The 17,364-nt window shown below is 71.1% G+C and carries 19 protein-coding genes and 1 pseudogene; 11 read left to right on the top strand and 9 right to left on the bottom strand.

Annotated features, from left to right (window positions below; genetic code table 11):
• Window positions 1-28 precede the first annotated feature (28 nt).
• Both OG496_RS32745 and OG496_RS32740 read left to right on the top strand, forming a co-directional pair.
• Window positions 29-1,044: pseudogene (locus OG496_RS32745) on the top strand (NAD-dependent epimerase/dehydratase family protein).
• A gap of 132 nt (window positions 1,045-1,176) precedes the next feature.
• Window positions 1,177-1,998 (top strand): SAM-dependent methyltransferase, encoded by an 822-nt coding sequence (locus tag OG496_RS32740; RefSeq protein ID WP_399397387.1) that lies wholly within the window; start codon window positions 1,177-1,179, stop codon window positions 1,996-1,998.
• Window positions 1,999-2,016: 18 nt separating this feature from the next.
• Here OG496_RS32740 and OG496_RS32735 read toward each other — a convergent pair whose 3' ends face one another.
• Window positions 2,017-2,733, bottom strand: a complete 717-nt coding sequence (locus tag OG496_RS32735) for a GPP34 family phosphoprotein (RefSeq protein ID WP_405973486.1) — start codon at window positions 2,731-2,733, stop codon at window positions 2,017-2,019.
• 143 nt (window positions 2,734-2,876) lie between these two features.
• Here OG496_RS32735 and OG496_RS32730 point away from each other — a divergent pair, with 143 nt between their 5' ends.
• Both OG496_RS32730 and OG496_RS32725 read left to right on the top strand, forming a co-directional pair.
• Window positions 2,877-3,029, top strand: a complete 153-nt coding sequence (locus OG496_RS32730) for a hypothetical protein (protein WP_405973485.1) — start codon at window positions 2,877-2,879, stop codon at window positions 3,027-3,029.
• 251 nt (window positions 3,030-3,280) lie between these two features.
• Window positions 3,281-4,663: a histidine-type phosphatase gene (locus OG496_RS32725; protein WP_405973484.1), complete on the top strand. Its 1,383-nt coding sequence runs from the start codon at window positions 3,281-3,283 to the stop codon at window positions 4,661-4,663.
• Window positions 4,664-4,696: 33 nt separating this feature from the next.
• On the opposite strand, the gene OG496_RS32720 is transcribed toward OG496_RS32725, so the two are convergent.
• The 4 genes from OG496_RS32720 to OG496_RS32705 all read right to left on the bottom strand — a co-directional run bounded on the left by OG496_RS32720 (window position 4,697) and on the right by OG496_RS32705 (window position 8,839).
• The gene (locus tag OG496_RS32720) at window positions 4,697-6,163 is read right to left on the bottom strand and encodes an ATP-binding protein (protein WP_399397381.1); all 1,467 of its coding nucleotides are present in this window, start codon (window positions 6,161-6,163) and stop codon (window positions 4,697-4,699) included.
• A complete protein-coding gene (locus OG496_RS32715; protein ID WP_405973483.1) occupies window positions 6,164-6,931 on the bottom strand; it encodes a response regulator transcription factor in 768 nt (255 codons plus the stop codon).
• Window positions 6,932-7,142: 211 nt separating this feature from the next.
• A complete protein-coding gene (locus OG496_RS32710; protein WP_405973482.1) occupies window positions 7,143-7,739 on the bottom strand; it encodes an FMN reductase in 597 nt (198 codons plus the stop codon).
• Complete coding sequence (locus tag OG496_RS32705; RefSeq protein WP_405973481.1) at window positions 7,736-8,839, bottom strand: LLM class flavin-dependent oxidoreductase; 1,104 nt, start codon at window positions 8,837-8,839, stop codon at window positions 7,736-7,738. Before OG496_RS32705 ends, OG496_RS32710 begins: the two co-directional genes overlap by 4 nt.
• 127 nt (window positions 8,840-8,966) lie before the next feature.
• On the opposite strand from OG496_RS32705, the gene OG496_RS32700 reads away from it, so the two are divergent.
• The 4 genes from OG496_RS32700 to OG496_RS32685 all read left to right on the top strand — a co-directional run bounded on the left by OG496_RS32700 (window position 8,967) and on the right by OG496_RS32685 (window position 13,281).
• Entirely contained in the window at window positions 8,967-9,779 is an 813-nt protein-coding gene (locus OG496_RS32700; protein ID WP_405973480.1) for a DUF6597 domain-containing transcriptional factor, read from the top strand.
• A gap of 56 nt (window positions 9,780-9,835) precedes the next feature.
• On the top strand, window positions 9,836-11,269 hold the full coding sequence (locus tag OG496_RS32695; protein ID WP_405973479.1) for an MFS transporter: 1,434 nt from the start codon (window positions 9,836-9,838) through the stop codon (window positions 11,267-11,269).
• Window positions 11,270-11,392: 123 nt separating this feature from the next.
• Window positions 11,393-12,568, top strand: a complete 1,176-nt coding sequence (locus tag OG496_RS32690) for a sensor histidine kinase (RefSeq protein ID WP_405973478.1) — start codon at window positions 11,393-11,395, stop codon at window positions 12,566-12,568.
• Entirely contained in the window at window positions 12,565-13,281 is a 717-nt protein-coding gene (locus tag OG496_RS32685; protein ID WP_405973477.1) for a response regulator, read from the top strand. Before OG496_RS32690 ends, OG496_RS32685 begins: the two co-directional genes overlap by 4 nt.
• On the opposite strand, the gene OG496_RS32680 is transcribed toward OG496_RS32685, so the two are convergent.
• The 4 genes from OG496_RS32680 to OG496_RS32665 all read right to left on the bottom strand — a co-directional run bounded on the left by OG496_RS32680 (window position 13,250) and on the right by OG496_RS32665 (window position 15,789).
• Complete coding sequence (locus OG496_RS32680; RefSeq protein WP_366497461.1) at window positions 13,250-13,804, bottom strand: hypothetical protein; 555 nt, start codon at window positions 13,802-13,804, stop codon at window positions 13,250-13,252. The two genes, OG496_RS32685 and OG496_RS32680, sit on opposite strands and share 32 nt — an antisense overlap.
• A gap of 174 nt (window positions 13,805-13,978) precedes the next feature.
• The gene (locus OG496_RS32675) at window positions 13,979-14,527 is read right to left on the bottom strand and encodes a DUF1062 domain-containing protein (protein WP_405973476.1); all 549 of its coding nucleotides are present in this window, start codon (window positions 14,525-14,527) and stop codon (window positions 13,979-13,981) included.
• A 192-nt stretch (window positions 14,528-14,719) separates the two neighbouring features.
• The gene (locus tag OG496_RS32670; protein ID WP_033282572.1) at window positions 14,720-15,193 is read right to left on the bottom strand and encodes a MarR family winged helix-turn-helix transcriptional regulator; all 474 of its coding nucleotides are present in this window, start codon (window positions 15,191-15,193) and stop codon (window positions 14,720-14,722) included.
• 110 nt (window positions 15,194-15,303) lie between these two features.
• Complete coding sequence (locus OG496_RS32665; RefSeq protein WP_405973475.1) at window positions 15,304-15,789, bottom strand: hypothetical protein; 486 nt, start codon at window positions 15,787-15,789, stop codon at window positions 15,304-15,306.
• Between the two features lie 125 nt (window positions 15,790-15,914).
• Here OG496_RS32665 and OG496_RS32660 point away from each other — a divergent pair, with 125 nt between their 5' ends.
• The 3 genes from OG496_RS32660 to OG496_RS32650 all read left to right on the top strand — a co-directional run bounded on the left by OG496_RS32660 (window position 15,915) and on the right by OG496_RS32650 (window position 17,355).
• Window positions 15,915-16,250: a YnfA family protein gene (locus OG496_RS32660; RefSeq protein ID WP_266769654.1), complete on the top strand. Its 336-nt coding sequence runs from the start codon at window positions 15,915-15,917 to the stop codon at window positions 16,248-16,250.
• Between the two features lie 134 nt (window positions 16,251-16,384).
• Window positions 16,385-17,161, top strand: a complete 777-nt coding sequence (locus OG496_RS32655; protein ID WP_399397366.1) for an SDR family NAD(P)-dependent oxidoreductase — start codon at window positions 16,385-16,387, stop codon at window positions 17,159-17,161.
• Complete coding sequence (locus OG496_RS32650) at window positions 17,161-17,355, top strand: hypothetical protein (RefSeq protein ID WP_405973474.1); 195 nt, start codon at window positions 17,161-17,163, stop codon at window positions 17,353-17,355. Before OG496_RS32655 ends, OG496_RS32650 begins: the two co-directional genes overlap by 1 nt.
• The last annotated feature ends 9 nt before the right edge of the window (window positions 17,356-17,364 follow it).

The following is a 17,364-nucleotide window of genomic DNA, read 5'->3' as shown; positions in this document are numbered from 1 at the left end:
TTACGCGTCACGCCTGATGGAGACATCGATGACACAGGTACTGGTAACCGGAGGATCCGGGTTCATCGGAAGCTGGTGCGTGCTCGCGCTGCTGCGGGCCGGGCACGACGTCCGCACCACCGTGCGCGACCTGGGGCGTGAGCCCGCGCTCCGCGCGCAGTTGCACGCCGCCGCCGAGTTCGACGACGCAAGGCTGACCGTCGTACGGGCCGATCTGCGCGGTGACGACGGCTGGCCGGACGCGGTCGCCGGTTGCGCGTACGTGCTGCACGTCGCCTCGCCGACACTGCGGAACGCGCCGGAGAGCGAGGAGGCGATGGTCGACTCCGCCCGGGAGGGTGTTCTACGGCTGCTGCGGGCGGCCCGCGACGCCCGTGTCCGCCGGGTGGTGCTGACCAGCGCGTTCGGCGCCGTCGGCTACGGACATCCGGCGCGCTCGACGCCGTTCACGGAGGAGTACTGGACGAACGTCGACGCCGACATCGCGCCGTACCAGAGGTCCAAGACGCTCGCCGAGCGCGCGGCCTGGCGGTTCGTCCAGGAGGAGGGCGACGGGCTCGAACTCGCCGCCGTGCACCCGGTCGGCGTGCTCGGACCCGTCCTCGGGCCCGACGATCCGCCGTCGCTGCGGATCATCCGGGGCATGCTCGACGGCGAGATGGCGGTCTGCCCGCCGTTCGGATCGAGTTGGGTCGACGTCCGCGACGTGGCCGACCTCCATCTGCGCGCCATGACCGACCCCGCGGCGGCCGGTGAGCGCTGGCTCGCCTCCGCCGGCCGCAGCCTGCGCGCCGTCGAGGTCGCCCGCATCCTGCGCGGCCGGCTCGGCGACCGCGCCGCGAAGGCACCCACGCGCGAACTTCCCCTGCCCCTGGCCCGCTTCCTCGGCCGGTTCAACCCCCAGCTGCGCGCACTGCGCCCGCAACTCGGCCAGGACTTCGACGCCACCGGCGCGAAGGCGCAACGCCTCCTCGGATGGCCCCCCGCCCCGTCGCCGACACCGCGGAGAGCCTCCTCGCACACGGCCTGGCCACGGGGACGTGAGAACACTCCCGACGGGCGGCGGAAACACGTCGGAACTTCGGCACCCGTATTGCCCGGTGTGGCCCTGAGCCCGACGGCAGGCGTGTCAGGATGATGATCTGACAGCGACTCTTCAAGACGGAGCCTGGCCTCATGACCTCTCCCAGCGGGGACGGCAGTGGCGCGCAGCCACTGATCATCGACACCAGCAAGCCCCACCCGGCCCGGATGTACGACTACTTCCTCGGCGGCAAGGACAACTACGAGGTCGACCGGGAGGCCGCCGAGCAGTTCATCAAGGCGGCGCCGGAGGTGCGGGAGGGCGTGCGGGCCAACCGGCGCTTCATGCACCGGGCCGTCCGGCACGTCGTCGAGGAGGGCGGAGTACGGCAGATCCTCGACATCGGGACCGGCCTGCCCACCGAGCCGAACGTGCATCAGATCGCGCACGCCATCGCCCCGGACACGCGGATCGTCTACGTCGACAACGACCCGATCGTCAGCACCCACTCGATGGCCCTCATGGAGGACACCGACACCTCCGTCATCCTGGCCGACCTGCGCGACCCCCGCTCGATCCTCGACCACCCCGAGGTCCGCAAGGCCATCGACTTCGACCAGCCGGTTGCGGTCCTACTGGTCGCCGTCGTGCACTTCCTGTCCGACGACGGTGACGACCCCTACGGCATCGTCGCCACCCTGCGCGACGCACTGCCGGCCGGGTCCTACCTCGTCCTGTCGCACGCCACAGGCGACGTCCACGAGGACGGCCGGCACGACGCGGCGTCCGTCTACAACCGGGCCACCGCCACCCTCAACCTCCGCGCCCACGCCCAAGTCCTGGACTTCTTCGGCGACTTCACCCTCGTGGACCCGGGCCTGGTCCGCGTCACCCACTGGCGCCCCGAGGAGACTCCGGCCCCCGGCGCCGCGCCGATCGGCATCTACGGCGGGGTGGCGCGGAAGGACAACTAGCCGCCTGTGCCCGACAGTTCAGTCACCTGTCGTGATCGTTCTGCCCTCCCGGCCGGGCAGCGAGAAGCCCAGCACGGTGCTCGTGTCGCGCAGGGTTTCCGGGAGGGCGCCCGCCGCGCCGATGCCGCGGGCGCGTTCGAGGCGTTGGGGGCGGGTCAGGGTGAGGCCGAAGTCCTTCGTCAGGCTGGCGCCGTCCAGCAAGTCGCAGAGGAACAGCATGTGTTCGTCGAGCGGCACCTGTTCGGCGCGGACGGCGCGGACGCCGTCGAGCAGGGCGGTACGGAGGACGGGGTCCGGGTGGTGCCGGGTTCTGGTGAGCAGGGTGCCGGGGGTGTGGCGTAGTACCCCTCTTCCGGTGAGGGCGGCCGTGTGGAGTGCGAGTGCCCCTCGGCCGCGTTCCCTCAGCCAGCGGGTCACCGTCAGGGGGCGGGGGGTGAGGGTGGCAGTGCGGGTGCGTAACGCGGACAGCAAGTCGTCGGCCCAAGTCAGGCCTGTACGGGTCGTGTTGGGCGACAGTTCGATCTCGCCGCGGTGCTGGTAGATCTCGACGCCCAGTTTCCTGGTCTTCCTCGGTCTGACCAACAGGCGTCTACGCAGGGCCAGTTCGCCGAGTTCCGCCGCCGCGCAACCCGCCGCCGTCTGGGCCGAGTTGGGCACCCGGCCGTTCTCCCCGTACGACAGCAGCACGAACTCCTCGGGCAGGGACAGGCGTTGGAGCGGTGCGGGTCCGAACATGCGGTGCATTCTGCATGGTGGTGCCAGCTGCACCCCCAACCGGGCAGCTCACCCCCTCGTGGCGGCAGCCCGATGGCGGGATCGTTGATCTCACAAGGTCAAAGCCAAGACCAAGGTCAACGACTCGCCGGAAGGAAACCGACATGCCTCACACCGCCGTCTCCCTCACGAAGGACGCCCGCACCGCCCAGCCGTCCCCCTCCCGGCGAACCCCGCACACCACCCCCCGCGTCATGCCCCTCTGGCAGGCGATGGCCCACCTGTTCGCTCCGGCCGACGGCCCGGTACGGCCGTGACCCCCGCGTCACCCGCCCCTACTGAGACGCGCCGCACCGCGCCCTCACTCCCGTTCGCCACAGGCTGGGGTCATTTCTAACCGGTCACCGGGGTAGACAGGAGTTAGATTTACCCCCAGCCTCCAGCCCCCCACTCGCGACGCACAGCCGACAAGCGCTGACAAAGCACCGCCAAAGCGCCGCGAAAGCCAGGCCCCCGGAGTCACCCCCAGTGCACCCCCCGTTCACCTCCCCCACGAACCATGCGCCTCATGAGACGTGTCACTCCCGCCCTGGTCCTCGGCATGACCGCGCTGCTGGCCACCCCGTTCGCCGCCCAGGCCGCCCCCGGCAACGGCAGCAGCAACAACGCCCACACCGACAGCTACGGCACGAAGGCCGTGTACCAGCCGGAGCAGAACTCCCGCTCGTACCAGAAGGCCCCGGCCGGCTTCACCCCCGTCTTCACCGAGAACGTGTCGCGGCACGGGTCCCGTTCCGCGACCGACAGTTCGGACGGCGACCTGATCCTCGCGCTCCTGGACAAGGCGCAGGCCGAGGGCCAACTCACCGCGAAGGGACGGGAGTTCGGGCCGAAGGCGCAGGCCCTCGAAGCCGCCATGAGCACCGTCGGCTACGGCGACCTCAGCGCGCGCGGCAAGGAGGAGATCCACGACACCGCCGTACGGATGGCGAAGCGGCTGCCGACCCTCTTCGCGTCGATCGCGAAGAGCAAGGAGCCCATAGATGTGGTCAGTTCGGGTCAGGGGCGTGCCGTCGACAGCGCCAACCTCTACGGCGCCGCCCTCGCCCAGACCGACCCCGACCTGACCTCCCTCATCGGCGCGACCCGTACCGACAAGGACCTCCTCTACTTCCACAAGGCCGACGGCGGCGCCGCGTACCGCGACTACATCGCCAACGACAAGCGCCTCGCGGCCACCCTGGAGTCCGTCACCGACCAGCCGAAGACCCACCGTGCCGCACGCGACGTACTGAAGAAGCTCTTCAAGCCGGCCTTCGTGGACCGCATCACGGCGGGCGAGTTCGCGTCGATCGGCACGGACGTCGAGGCCGCCACCGCCGTCTACAACCTGTACGCCATCGCCCCCGCGATGAGCGAGGAGAGCCCGGGCGGCAAGGGCTGGGGCATGGACCGGTACATCTCGACGCGCGACGCCGACTGGTTCGGGTACGTCTCCGACGCCGAGGACTTCTACGAGAAGGGGCCGGGCTTCACGGACAGCGACATCACGTACAAGATGGCGGACGTCCTGCTCGACGACTTCTTCAAGAAGGCCGAGGCCAAGCGCGACGGCACGAGCGATCTCGGCGCCGAACTCCGCTTCACCCACGCCGAGGAGATCATCCCGCTGGCCGCGCTGATGGGCCTGCCCGGCAGCACGAAGGGCGTCACCACCGCCAAGCCGTACACCTACGGCAGCAACCCGTGGCGGGGAGCGGCCGTCGCGCCCCTCGGCTCCAACATCCAGTGGGACGTGTTCCGCAAGGGCAACACCTACCTCGTCCGCATGCTCTACAACGAGAAGGAGACGGCGTTCAAGGCCGGCTGCCGTCCCGTCTCGAAGGGCAGCAAGTTCTACGACCTGAACGAGCTGGAGCGCTGCTTCGGGCGTACGGCCTCCAACGGCTGACCCGGCGGCCGATCGACTCCCGCCCCGGGCACGTCAGTTCCTCAGCCCCGGCCGCGTGCCCCGGGTCCCGGGTCCCGACCTCGGTTCCGCCACGCCTCCGACCGTGAACCCGATCACCGACCCGCCGCCGTCCCGTCGTAGCGCGAACGGTGCTCCGCCGTGGGCCAGGGCCACCTCGCGGACGATCGAGAGGCCGAGGCCCGAGCCGGGGAGGGAACGGGCGTCGGCGGCGCGGTAGAAGCGGTCGAAGATGCGGAAGAGGTCGGTCTCGGAGACGCCGGGGCCCCGGTCGAGGACCTCCACGCGGACCGTGCCCGGGCGGGCCGGACCCGAGACCGAGATCTCGATCGGGGTCTGGCCCGCCCGGTCGAACTTGGCCGCGTTCTCGACGAGGTTGGAGATCGCGCGCTGGAGCATGCCGGGGCGGCCGTCGGTCGTCGTGTCGCCGCTCGCCCGGACGGTGATGTCACGGCCGGTGCGGCGGCGGGCGAGGCCCGCCACGTCCTCCGCGATGTCGGCGAGGTCGACCTGCTGGGGCGGTTCGGTGTCCGACTGGCCCGCCGCCAGGTCCACCAACTCGTTGACCAGGTCGGTGAGTTCGCGGGCCTCCTGCGAGAGGTCGGCGACCAGTTCCTCGCGCGTGGAGGGCGGCAGCTCGTCGATCCGCCGCAGCAGGGAGATGTTCGTGCGCAACGACGTGAGCGGGGTGCGGAGTTCGTGGCCCGCGTCCTGGATCAGGCGGCGCTGGTCCTCCTCCGACTGCGCGAGGCGGCCGAGCATCCGGTCGAAGGCCCGGCCCAGGCGGCCCACCTCGTCGTAACCGGTGACCGGGACCTGGACACCGAGCCGACGCGTGCGGGCCACGTCCTCGGCGGCGGCGGTGAGGATGATGAGGCGACGGGTGATACGCCGCGCCAGCCACCAGCCGCACAGCCCGGCCAGCACCACCACGGCCGCCATCAGCACGAACGTCCGCTGCTGCAACGCCCGCAGCAGATCCTCCGTGTCGCTGAACTCCTGCGCCACCTGCACCGCGCCCCGCCCGGAGCCGAGCGAGACGGTCGCGATGCGGTACACGTCCTCGCCGACGGCGACGTCCTTGTGCTCCACCGTCTTCCCGGCCACCCGCTCGCCCGCGATCGCCCGGTCGTCGCCGGTGACGGGCAGCGCCGGGCTGCCGCTGTCGAGGACACCGCCGTCCCGCCCGAGCACCTGCACATCCGTACGGGCCGGCCGCACGATGTCGTGGCCGGGCGCGGACGAGGAGAAGTCCTCGGTCGTCATCTGGTGCGTCCGCACCTCGTCCTGCAGATCCTGGACGACCTGGTCGAACACGGACTCCTGGTCGACCCGGACCAGCCGGGCCGCCGCGCCGTACGACAGCACGCCGACGAGCAGCGTGACGGCAGCCGTCACCGCCGCGAAGGACAGCACGAACGTGGTGCGGAGTGAAACCAGTCTGGGTCGCCTGGTGGCCACGAACCGCCGCAGGCGGCCCACTCAGTCCTCCCGCAGCACGTAACCCACGCCACGCACCGTGTGGATCAGCTGCGGCGCGCCGGGCTCGTCGAGCTTGCGGCGCAGGTAGCCGACGTAGACGGCGAGGTTCTTGGAGCCGGGGCCGAAGTCGTAGCCCCAGATGCGGTCGTAGATCGTGGAGTGGTCCAGGACGATGCCCGCGTTGCGCACGAGCAGTTCGAGGAGCTCGAACTCGGTCCGGGTCAGCTCCAGTTCGCGCTCGTCGCGCCAGACGCGGCGCGCCTGGAGGTCCATGCGGAGGCCGGCCGCGGTGATCTGTTTGTCGGCGGGCGACGTCGTCGACTGGGGGCCTTCCCGCAGTACGTCGACGGAGGCGCCGGAGGTGGTGGACAACGCGCCGGGGATGCCGTTCGCCGGGACCGGGCTGGTGCGGCGGAGCAGGGCTCGCAGCCTCGCGAATACCTCCTCCACGTCGAAGGGCTTCACCACGTAGTCGTCGGCGCCCGCGTCCAGGCCCGCGATGCGGTCGGCCGTCTCGACCAGCGCGGTCAGCATCAGGATCGGGGTGCGGTCGCCCTCGGCGCGCAGCACCCGGCAGACCTGGAGGCCGTCGATGCCGGGCATCATCACGTCGAGGAGCAGCACGTCCGGTGGAGTGCGGTGGGCCTGCGCGAGCGCCTCGACACCGTCGGCGACCGCGGTCACCTGGTAGCCCTCCAGGGTCAGGGCCCGCTCCAGGGCATGACGGATGGCACGGTCGTCTTCGGCGAGCAGCACAGTCTGGGGCACGTCACCCAGTGTGCCAAGGCCTCCGGCGGTTGACCGGTGGGGGCAGGTCTACGATCACCCTTTTTACCTGGCTCTCACCGAGGTGGGCGCAACCCGGGCCTTGCTCCTACCGTCTTCTCACGGTCGGGTGCGCGGGATTGGGCCGGGTCGGGGTGGGCGCACCTGGGGGCTGCGCCCCCAGACCCCCATCGGCCCTGAAGGGGCCTCGTCCTCAAACGCCGGACGGGCTGATGTTCAGCGCCGCCAGTTGGTCCGCGAACGGGACGACCGTCTGCTTGCTCGCCGGGCGCGTTGTCGACAGGCCCTGCATCAGAGCCGCCAGCTCGCCCGCCGCGCGGTCGATCCGCTCCGGCAGGCCCTCCGCACCCCAGTCCTCCGAGGCCGCGTACACCGCGGTCGGGACGATGACCGCCCGCAGGTAGGCGAAGAGCGGGCGGAGGGCGTGTTCGAGCACCAGGGAGTGGCGGGCGCTGCCGCCCGTCGCCGCGATGAGTACCGGCTTCCCGACCAGCGCGTCCTTCTCCAGCACGTCGAAGAAGGACTTGAACAGTCCGCTGTACGACGCCGAGAACACCGGCGTGACGGCGATCAGACCGTCCGCCTCCGTCACCGCGTCGAGGGCGGCCGCCAGCTTCTTGCCGGGGAAGCCGTTCGTGAGGTTGTGGGCGATCTCCACGGCGAGGTCGCGCAGTTCCACGACCTGTATGTCGACGGGGGTCCGCCGGTCCACCGCCGCCGCCAGCCGGTCGGCCAGCAACCTCGTGGACGACGGAACACTCAGCCCCGCCGAGACGACTACGAGCTTCATGCGACGGTCACCTCTTCCGAAGCCTTCTCCGATACGGCCGCGCGCAGCGACGCGTGCGTCGGCGCCTCCGGCACATCCGCCGGGCGGTTCGCCGCGAACTCCTTGCGGAGCACCGGTACGACCTCCTCGCCCAGCAGGTCGAGCTGCTCCAGGACCGTCTTGAGCGGCAGCCCGGCGTGGTCCAGCAGGAACAGCTGGCGCTGGTAGTCACCGGCGTAGTCCCGGAACGCGAGGGTCTTCTCGATGACCTCCTGCGGGGAGCCGACCGTCAGCGGGGTCTGGTCGGTGAAGTCCTCCAGGGAGGGCCCGTGACCGTAGACCGGCGCGTTGTCGAAGTACGGGCGGAATTCCTTCACCGCGTCCTGGGAGTTCTTGCGCATGAAGACCTGGCCGCCGAGCCCGACGATCGCCTGTTCCGGCGTGCCGTGCCCGTAGTGCGCGTACCGCTCCCGGTACAGCTCGACCATCCGCTTGGTGTGGTCGGCCGGCCAGAAGATGTTGTTGTGGAAGAAGCCGTCGCCGTAGAAGGCGGCCTGCTCGGCGATCTCGGGGCTGCGGATCGAGCCGTGCCAGACGAACGGCGGTACGTCGTCCAGCGGACGCGGCGTCGACGTGAAGCCCTGGAGCGGGGAGCGGAACTTGCCCTCCCAGTTCACGACGTCCTCGCGCCACAGGCGGCGCAGCAGGGCGTAGTTCTCGATGGCGAGGTTGATGCCCTGGCGGATGTCCTGCCCGAACCAGGGGTAGACCGGGCCGGTGTTGCCGCGGCCCATCATCACGTCCACGCGTCCGTCGGCCAGGTGCTGGAGCATCGCGAAGTCCTCCGCGATCTTCACCGGGTCGTTGGTGGTGATGAGGGTGGTGGAGGTGGAGAGGATCAGCTTCTCGGTCCGCGCCGCGATGAAGCCGAGCATCGTGGTGGGCGACGAGGGCACGAACGGCGGGTTGTGGTGCTCACCGGTCGCGAAGACGTCGAGCCCGACCTCCTCGGCCTTCAGCGCGATGGCGACCATGGCCTTGATGCGCTCACGCTCGGTCGGCGTCCGTCCGGTGGTCGGGTCCGGTGTGACGTCGCCGACGCTGAAGATCCCGAACTGCATGGTCGTTCACCCTCCAGGTTGTTGATTATTCAACTATACCCTCCAACGGCCACCCCGCCGCACATATTCCGACCGGCACCACCGCCACCCTCCGGCCGTTGTCAGTGGCTCGTCCTACGATCCCTTCATGGCCGTCCCGCACCGCGACACCCGAGGAATCGTCGACCCCGCCGAACTCCTCGCCCGCGTGCACTTCCGCCGCCCCGAACCCGCCGAAGCCCTCCGCCCCTACATCGAGCACTACTGGCTGATCGACTGGGACCTGACCGAGCCCTACGTCTCCCACGTCGTCCCGCACCCGGCCGTGCACATCGTCTTCCAGCGGCTGGCCGGCGAGGACGCCTTCGTCGAGGTCGCGGGCATCCCGAACGGCCTCTTCGCCCAGAAGCTGGAGGGGCGGGGACGCGTCTGCGGCATCAAGTTCCGGCCCGGCGCCTTCCGTACCGTCGCCCCGGACCGCCCGGTGTCGGAGTGGACCGGGCGGCGGATCCGGCAACCCGCCGTGTTCCCTGACATCGACCCCGCCACGGTCCTCGACCCGCCCGACGAGACCGCCCGCGTCGCCGCCCTCGACGCCTTCCTGCTCACCCTCGACCCCCGGCCCGACCCGCAGGCCGACCTCGCGACCGCCCTGGTGGACCGCATCCGCACCGACCGCACGATCCGCCGCGTGACCGACTTCGCCCACGCCGAAGGCCTGTCCGTACGGCTGCTGCAACGCCTCTTCGCCGCGTACGTCGGCGTCGGCCCCAAGTGGGTCATCCTGCGCTACCGCATCCACGAGGCCCTGGAGCGGGCGGGCGCCGAGGAGCCCGTGGACTGGGCGGGGCTGGCCGCCGACCTCGGCTACGCCGACCAGGCCCACCTGGTCCGGGACTTCACGGCGACGGTCGGGGTGACACCGACCGCGTACGCGCAGGGCGTGCAGGGCGCGCACTGACGGCACGCTTCTAATCCGGTTGACCGGATGGAGAACGGTCATGGATATTTATCTGCGTGACACAGACTCTGCACAACACAAACAAATCCGAAGGGGATCCGCCCCTCCCCGCCCGCACCCGCTGGGCGATCCTCGCCGTCGTCCTCGCCGCCGACGTCCTCGACCTCCTCGACTCGACGATCACCAACATCGCCGCCCCGACCATCGCGAGAGACCTCGGCGGCGGCCCCGCCCTCGTCCAGTGGCTCGGCGCCTCCTACGCCCTCGCGCTCGGCGTCCTCCTCGTCCCCGGCGGACGGCTCGGTGACCGGTACGGACGGCGGCGGGTCTTCCTCGTCGGGCTCGCCGGGTTCGTCGTCGCCTCCCTGGCCTGCGGGCTCGCGCCCGGCCCCGCCTTCCTGGTCGTCGCCCGGCTCGTGCAGGGCGCCTTCGGGGCGCTGCTCATCCCGCAGGGCTTCGGCATCCTCGGGGCGAGCTGGCCGCGCGACCAGATCGGCAAGGCGTTCAGCCTGTTCGGGCCGGTGATGGGGCTGTCGGCGGTGGGCGGCCCGATCCTCGCCGGGTTCCTCGTCGACGCCGATCTCGGCGGCCTCGGCTGGCGCCCCATGTTCCTCATCAACCTCCTCCTCGGCGGCGCCGCCCTCCTCGCCGCCCTGCGCCTCCTCCCCCACGACACCGGCGACGGCACCGCCACCGTCGACGGCCCCGGCTCGGCCCTGATCGCGGGCGCCATGCTCGGCCTCCTCGGCGGGATCATCTACGGCTCCGCGCACGGCTGGACCGGACCCGCACCCGCCCTCCTGCTCCTCGGCCTCGCCCTCTTCGCCGGGTTCTGCCACCGCCAGCGCACCGCACCCGAACCGCTCATCCGCCCCTCCCTCCTCCACAACCGCGGCTTCACCGCGGGCCTCCTCCTCGGCGTCGTCGCCTTCGCCGCCGTCGCCGGACTCCTCTACGTCGTCTCCCTCTACTTCCAGCAAGGTCTCGGCCGCTCCCCCGCGGGCACCGCCCTCGGTCTCATCCCGCTCTCCGCCGGCATCGTCGTCGCCTCGATCGCCTGCTACCGGCTCATCCACCGCCACGGCCGCCGCCTCGCCGCCACCGGCCTGCTGATCATCCTGACCGGCTGCGGCTACCTCACCGCGCTGGTCGCCAACTCCGGGACGGCGACCGGTGGTTGGGCCCTCGTCCCGCCCCTCCTCCTCATCGGACTCGGCATGGGCACCTGCTTCGGCACGATCTACGACGTCACCATCGGCGACATCGAACCGTCCGAGGCGGGCAGCGCAAGCGGCTCGCTCAACGCGGTGCAGCAACTGGCCAACGCGATCGGCGCGGCGGCCGTGACCACCGTGTATTTCGCGGCAGTTGGCGGTGGCACGACCCACGCGCTCCTCGTGAGCCTGGGCGTGGTCGGCACTGCGGTCGCCCTGTGCCTGTGTCTCGTACGGCTGCTGCCGCGCGCGGCGCCGGCGGACCATGGTCACTGAGCGCCGACGGGCGCACCCGCACGCTGGTAGCTTTCGCAGCGGTCGGACGGCGGCGGCAGTCACAGTCCCCGGAACAGCGACAGTCACAGCAACAGCGACAGCAACGGCGGGAAGAGAGCCCCGGTGAACCGGACTCAGAGCGCTATTCGGTGGTTCACGGCGGACAACAACCCCATCCAGGTCTTCGGCACCGTCGGCGCCATCGTCGTCGGCGCGATCGCGGTGCGGCCGATCGGGTTCTCCGGGACCGGGCTCGCGGTGCTGTGTCTGCTGGTCCTGGTCTCGCTGATGACGTGCACGCGGCTGATCCCGGAGGGGCGGCTCGCGCCGGGGCCGCAGTTCGCGGTGCTGTGCGTCTGGTCGGCCGGGTCCGCCGCGCTGATGGGACTGGACCACTCCGGGGCGTCGGCCCTGTTCGCGTACTTCGCCACCGGCCACGCCGGATACCGCCTCGACAGCCGCCTCTCGCTGCCCTTCGCGGCGTGCACCAGCGCCCTGTGCGCCGGTGTGCTGCTCCTGCCGTGGGGCAACCACGGCACCTCGTGGCTCGTGGGTGCCTTCACCGGTGTCAGCGTGCTGGTCGGGCTCTCCAACCGCGCCCACACCGCCGCGTTGCGCTCCGCGCGGGCCGCCGCCGAGCAGGCGGAGCTGGCCTCGCGGGCGGAGGCGCGGGCCGAGGCGCTCGCCGAGCGGGCCCGGATCGCCCGGGACGTGCACGACGTACTGGCCCACTCGCTGGCCGGGGTGAACATGCAACTGGAGGTCACCGACGCCCTGTTGGAGGCCGGTGACGTCGAACGGGCCCGGCAGGCGGCCCAGCGCGCGCAGAGCCTGGTGCGGTCGGGGCTGACCGAGGTGCAGCGCACGGTCGGGGACCTGCGCGAGGACGCGCTGCCGCTGGTGGAGACCTTGCGGTCCATGCTCGACTCCGTGTCCGACGCCGGTACGCTGACCGTCGACGGGCCCCAGCGTGAACTGCCCGTCCGCCTCGCCCAGGTGATCGTGCGCTGCGCCCAGGAGGCGCTGACCAACGCGCACAAGTACGCGCCCGGCGCCCCGGTCCGCATGCGCCTGGAGTACGTGGAGCGACGGGAGCACCTCCCGGAGGAGACCGTCTTCGAGGTGGTCAACTCCGCGCCCCCGGAGGGCTCGCGGCCCCTGGCCGGTGCGGGGAGCGGGATGGGACTGGTCGGGATGCGCGAGCGCCTCGACCTGGTGGGCGGCACGGTCACGGCCGGGCCGATCGTGGACGGCGACGACGCAGGAGGATGGCGAGTGCGCGTGGTGATCCCCACATGAGCGACGAGCGACACGGCGAGCGGGAACCTTCCGTACCGGGCGAGCGGCAGGCCGTCGTGCGGGTGGTGGTGGCCGACGACCAGACCGCCGTCCGCGAGGCGCTGGCGACCGTACTGGATCTGCAGCCCGGTGTGGAGGTCGTGGCGACGGCGAAGGACGGCGGGGAAGCCGTGCGGGCCGCCGAGGAGCACTCCCCGGACGTGATCCTGATGGATCTCAACATGCCGCGGATGGACGGGGTCGAGGCCACCCGGCTGCTCACCGAGCGCTTCCCGCAGGTCGCGGTCGTCGTGCTCACCACCTTCGCCGACGAGGAGTACATCCTCGCCGCGCTCGGTGCCGGTGCCCGCGGCTACCTCACCAAGGAGTCCGGCCGGCAGGACATCACCCGCGCGGTGCGGGTCGCGGCGGCCGGGCAGTCCGTGCTCGACCCCGCCGTACGGGACCGGCTCGTCGCCGCCGCCGCGCGGGGCGGCGCCCCCGTCGAACGGCCGGGCGCCGGACTCGCCCCGGACCTCACCCCCCGGGAGGTCGAGGTGCTCACGCTGATCGGCGAGGGCCTCACCAACCGGGGCATCGCCGAGCGGCTGGTGGTGAGCGAGGCCACGGTGAAGACTCATATCAACAACCTCTTCTCCAAGGCGCATCTGCGGGACCGGGCGCATGCCGTGAAGTACGCGTTCATCCACGGACTGGTGAAGACCCCTGGCTGAGGGCCGCCCCCTGGACCCCGGCCGGCAGCAGCCGTACGCGGGCCAGCAGCAGGAACACCCGGGTGAGGACCATGGCCAGCGCCATGATGACGAAGAACGGGGCGATGGCGTCCTGGACTATCTGGTGCTCGGCCATGAACGTGCCGAGGTGGTCGCGGAACCAGGTGTTGTGCTCGGCGAGGTAGATGAAGGCGACGCGCAGGGCGACCACCGCCGTCCAGATCGCCACGAACCCCGCGCCGCACCGGGTGTACACATGGCCCGAGGCCGGGTCGCGCTCGACGCCGGTCGTGAACGTGGCGACGACACCGCAGGCCAGCCCGATCGCCGCGCCCACCAGATAGACGACCACGTCGACGTGCTGGGTGGGCATCCCCTGCAGATAGAAGTACCCGACCGCCGACACCGTGCCGATCGGCATCAGCACCTTGTGCAGGTCGTACTTCCGGCGCCCGTACTGCGTCAGCATCATCACCGCGAAGATGCCCCCGCTGATCGTCAGCGCCTGCTCCATGTCCGTCATGACGTCCCACTCCTCGGTCCCCGGCGGTGTCCCCGCCTCGCGTTTTCCTGAGTCCGACTCTCCCGCCGAAGCCGGGAAAGCTCCCGGACCCACGGGTGGATTTCCGGGTGGAGACGCGAGGTGGAGCCTGCCCCGAGGGGTCCCTCAGGGCAGGCCCCCGCTCGCGAGAAGCGCTCAGCGCTTGAGCGTGAAGGTGAAGTCGCCGGTGAGCCTGCCGCCCAGCCGGACCGCCGAGACGAGACTCCCCTCCGCGATCAGCCTCCCGACCTCGGCCCGCGACAGACCGCACCCCTCGGCGATCAGCCGCACCGGCCGGACCGGTATCCGCGCCGCGAAACGCACCGATACGTCGATCACCTCGCCGTCCGGACAGGCCGTTCCGCCGGTGTCGAGACGCCAGGCGCAGTCCCAGTCGAGGGCGACGCGGTTACGGCGCCGCAGCACCGGATCCTGGAGCAACTCGGCTGCCAGGGAAGGGTCGTTGGCGTGCAGCCGGTCCAGTAGTCCGGGTGGTACGGAGCGCACGTTCGCCCGTTCCAGGACCGTGAGTTTCGTGGTGTCCCCGCAGCCGGTGCAGAGCGCGAGGAGCCAGGCGTCGATGAGCTTGTGGTGGGCGTTGACGCGGAACTTGCCGTTCGCCCGGAAGCGTTCGGACGCGCACGCGTGGCAACGGCGGAGGACGAGCGGAAGGCAGGTGGGCATGACAAACCAGGTCGCGAGCACAGAAGTACACCGGTTCCAGTGAGAAGTCCGCAGCAGAAAGGGGCGCGGCGCACAGGTGCGACGCGCGACAGATCAGCACTCGGGGGGTCTCACACGGTGTACAACGGCACGTCCTCGCCCAGACGACTGGATTCGGCAGGACGATAACGGCGCGCGACGGCGCCGCTCAACGGGTTTTCGGCGCCGCCGGCGCTACACGTCCCCCGCGCGCAGCCGCGCGATCTGCTGCCCGCTGAACTCCACCGTCCGCCTCATGTGGCCGACGATCACGGCGAGTTCCGCGTCGCCCAGCTCGTCGAAGAGGGTGAACCAGCCGCCGCCGAGCCGGTTCCACATGCGCCCGAACTCGGTGATCTTCTCCGGCACGGTCGCCACCAGCACCCGCCGCCGGTCCTCCGCGTCCCGCTCCCGGACGACGTACCCCGCCCGCTCCAGCCGGTCCACGAGCCGCGTCGCCGACCCGGTCGTCAGCCCGGTCAGCTCGGCGACCCGGCCCGTCGTCACGGGCCCGGCCTCCAGCGTGAGCAGGTTCAGACACTGCAGATCGGTGGGGTGCAGCCCGAGCCGGTCGGCTACGGCCTGGTTGAACAGGGCGTACGACGCCATGTACCGGCGCGATACGGAGGACAACTCGTCCAGCAGCCGCGCCCGCGCGTTCCCGGACATGTCGTACCCCTCGTCGCCTGTGCCGTTCCGCACGCGCCGTACGTGCCGTGCGGAGATCGAGATCGTACGACGCGCTCGCGGGCGTGGCTCCTCGGTACTACGGGTGTGGCTCAGAAGTAGTAGGTGTCACCGGTGTCCAGGACGAGCACCCGCTGCTGGTCGTTGGCCCGGTTCCCGTCCACCGCGCCCCCTCCCCACACCGTGTCCAGCTCCAGCAGCACCTCGGAGGACGCGTCCCGCAGCCGTACCCGCACCTCGATCCGCTCGCCCACCGCGTCCGCGGCCAGCGCCCCCGTCCGGCACACCACCACCCGCTCCCCCGACCGCGCACACCCCTGCGGCAGCGTCTGCGAGTCCGCGAGCGGCTTCGACCAGCGCAGCCGTACGGTCGCGTCGGGTACCGCCGACGGACCGTGGTTGCGCGGGGTGAACCGCACGTCGACCCGGCCGCCGGTCATGGTGGCGGAGCCGTGGTAGGCGAGATCCGCCTCGGGGCCGGGGATGTCAGGGTGAGCCGGCAGACCAGGGGCCGCGCCCATCGCCGCCAGCGCGGCACCCCCTACAGCGAGAGTCCGTAGTACCCGTAGTACCCGCATGCCATCCGCTCCTCAGTACGCCGCACCCTTGCACCACGCCACCGTGGTCGTACGGATGTATCCCACGCGGAGCGCGCGACAGGCGCCGTCCATCAGGTGACAGCCCGCGTGATGTGATGGCGGCCATGCTCGTCCTCCGCTCCGCAGCCCTCTTCGTCGTCGCCGCCTTCTTCGAGATCGGCGGCGCCTGGCTGGTCTGGCAGGGGGTGCGCGAACACCGCGGCTGGCTGTGGATCGGCGGCGGGATCATGGCACTCGGCGTCTACGGCTTCGTCGCCACCTTCCAGCCCGACGCCCACTTCGGCCGCATCCTCGCGGCCTACGGCGGGATCTTCGTCGCCGGTTCGCTGGCCTGGGGCGCGGTCGCGGACGGCTACCGCCCCGACCGCTGGGACATCACCGGCGCCCTGATCTGCCTGGCCGGGATGGCCGTGATCATGTGGGCGCCCAGGGGGAACTGACCCGGACCCCCGGAACCGGCCCCCCTATCCTGGACGGAGTCGTACACACGATCTCGTCCATACGAACTCGTCCATACGATCTCGTTGATCCGTCTCGTTGATCTGTCTCGTTGATCCGTCCCGAGGAGCAGCCCATGGCCACCGCCGCACCTTCCGCCGCCTCCCGTATCGCGGTCGTCACCGGGGCGAGCGGTGGAATCGGCTCCGCCACGGCCCGGCAGCTCGCCTCGGCCGGTTACCGCGTCGTCCTCACCGCCCGCCGCAAGGACCGGATCGAGGCGCTCGCCGAGGAGATCAACGCGAACGGCGGCCAGGCCACGGCGTACGCCCTGGACGTCACCGACCGCGATGCCGTCGACGAGTTCGCGACCGCCTTCAAGACGATCGGCGTCCTGATCAACAACGCGGGCGGCGCGCTCGGCGCCGACCCCGTCGCGACCGGTGACCCCGCGGACTGGCGCACGATGTACGAGACGAACGTCCTCGGCACCCTGAACATCACCCAGGCCCTGCTCCCCGCCCTCACCGCGAGCGGCGACGGCACGGTCGTGGTCGTCTCCTCCACGGCCGGACACGGCACGTACGAGGGCGGCGCGGGCTATGTCGCCGCCAAGCACGGCGCCCACGTCCTCGCCGAGACCCTGCGGCTGGAGATCGTCGGCACCCCGGTGCGGGTCATCGAGGTCGCGCCCGGCATGGTCAAGACGGACGAGTTCGCGCTGACCCGCTTCGGCGGCGACACGGAGAAGGCGGCGAAGGTCTACGCGGGCGTCGCCGAGCCCCTCACGGCGGACGACGTGGCCGACACCATCACCTGGGCGGTCACCCGCCCCAGCCACGTCAACATCGACCTCCTCGTCGTCCGCCCCCGCGCCCAGGCCTCGAACACCAAGGTCCACCGGGAGCTGTGATGCCCGACGAAGCGGACGCCCCGGCCGGTCCAGTCGGCCCGGACAACTCCCAAGAGGCCCTGGACAAGCGCCGGTTGGCCGAGGAGACCAGGAACGAGCGCAAGGTCTGGTACTTCCTCGGCTACTTCCTCTTCGGCATCCACCTCGTCGCGTTCGTGATGATCTACGCGGTGATGCACGCCCCGAACAAGTAGGCGCGGCGC

Source organism: Streptomyces sp. NBC_00988 (assembly GCF_045162645.1).
Classification (GTDB): Bacteria; Actinomycetota; Actinomycetes; order Streptomycetales; family Streptomycetaceae; genus Streptomyces.
Note: the sequence above shows the minus strand (reverse complement) of the source record. Positions and strands in the feature narration are given on the sequence as shown.

Coding starts and splice junctions, on each gene's coding strand:
- OG496_RS32740 (WP_399397387.1), top strand. CDS start 1,177: ATGACCTCTCCCAGCGGGGACGGCAGTGGCGCGCAGCCACTGATCATC.
- OG496_RS32735 (WP_405973486.1), bottom strand. CDS start 2,733: ATGTTCGGACCCGCACCGCTCCAACGCCTGTCCCTGCCCGAGGAGTTC.
- OG496_RS32730 (WP_405973485.1), top strand. CDS start 2,877: ATGCCTCACACCGCCGTCTCCCTCACGAAGGACGCCCGCACCGCCCAG.
- OG496_RS32725 (WP_405973484.1), top strand. CDS start 3,281: ATGAGACGTGTCACTCCCGCCCTGGTCCTCGGCATGACCGCGCTGCTG.
- OG496_RS32710 (WP_405973482.1), bottom strand. CDS start 7,739: ATGAAGCTCGTAGTCGTCTCGGCGGGGCTGAGTGTTCCGTCGTCCACG.
- OG496_RS32705 (WP_405973481.1), bottom strand. CDS start 8,839: ATGCAGTTCGGGATCTTCAGCGTCGGCGACGTCACACCGGACCCGACC.
- OG496_RS32700 (WP_405973480.1), top strand. CDS start 8,967: ATGGCCGTCCCGCACCGCGACACCCGAGGAATCGTCGACCCCGCCGAA.
- OG496_RS32685 (WP_405973477.1), top strand. CDS start 12,565: ATGAGCGACGAGCGACACGGCGAGCGGGAACCTTCCGTACCGGGCGAG.
- OG496_RS32680 (WP_366497461.1), bottom strand. CDS start 13,804: ATGACGGACATGGAGCAGGCGCTGACGATCAGCGGGGGCATCTTCGCG.
- OG496_RS32670 (WP_033282572.1), bottom strand. CDS start 15,193: ATGTCCGGGAACGCGCGGGCGCGGCTGCTGGACGAGTTGTCCTCCGTA.
- OG496_RS32665 (WP_405973475.1), bottom strand. CDS start 15,789: ATGCGGGTACTACGGGTACTACGGACTCTCGCTGTAGGGGGTGCCGCG.
- OG496_RS32660 (WP_266769654.1), top strand. CDS start 15,915: ATGCTCGTCCTCCGCTCCGCAGCCCTCTTCGTCGTCGCCGCCTTCTTC.
- OG496_RS32655 (WP_399397366.1), top strand. CDS start 16,385: ATGGCCACCGCCGCACCTTCCGCCGCCTCCCGTATCGCGGTCGTCACC.
- OG496_RS32650 (WP_405973474.1), top strand. CDS start 17,161: ATGCCCGACGAAGCGGACGCCCCGGCCGGTCCAGTCGGCCCGGACAAC.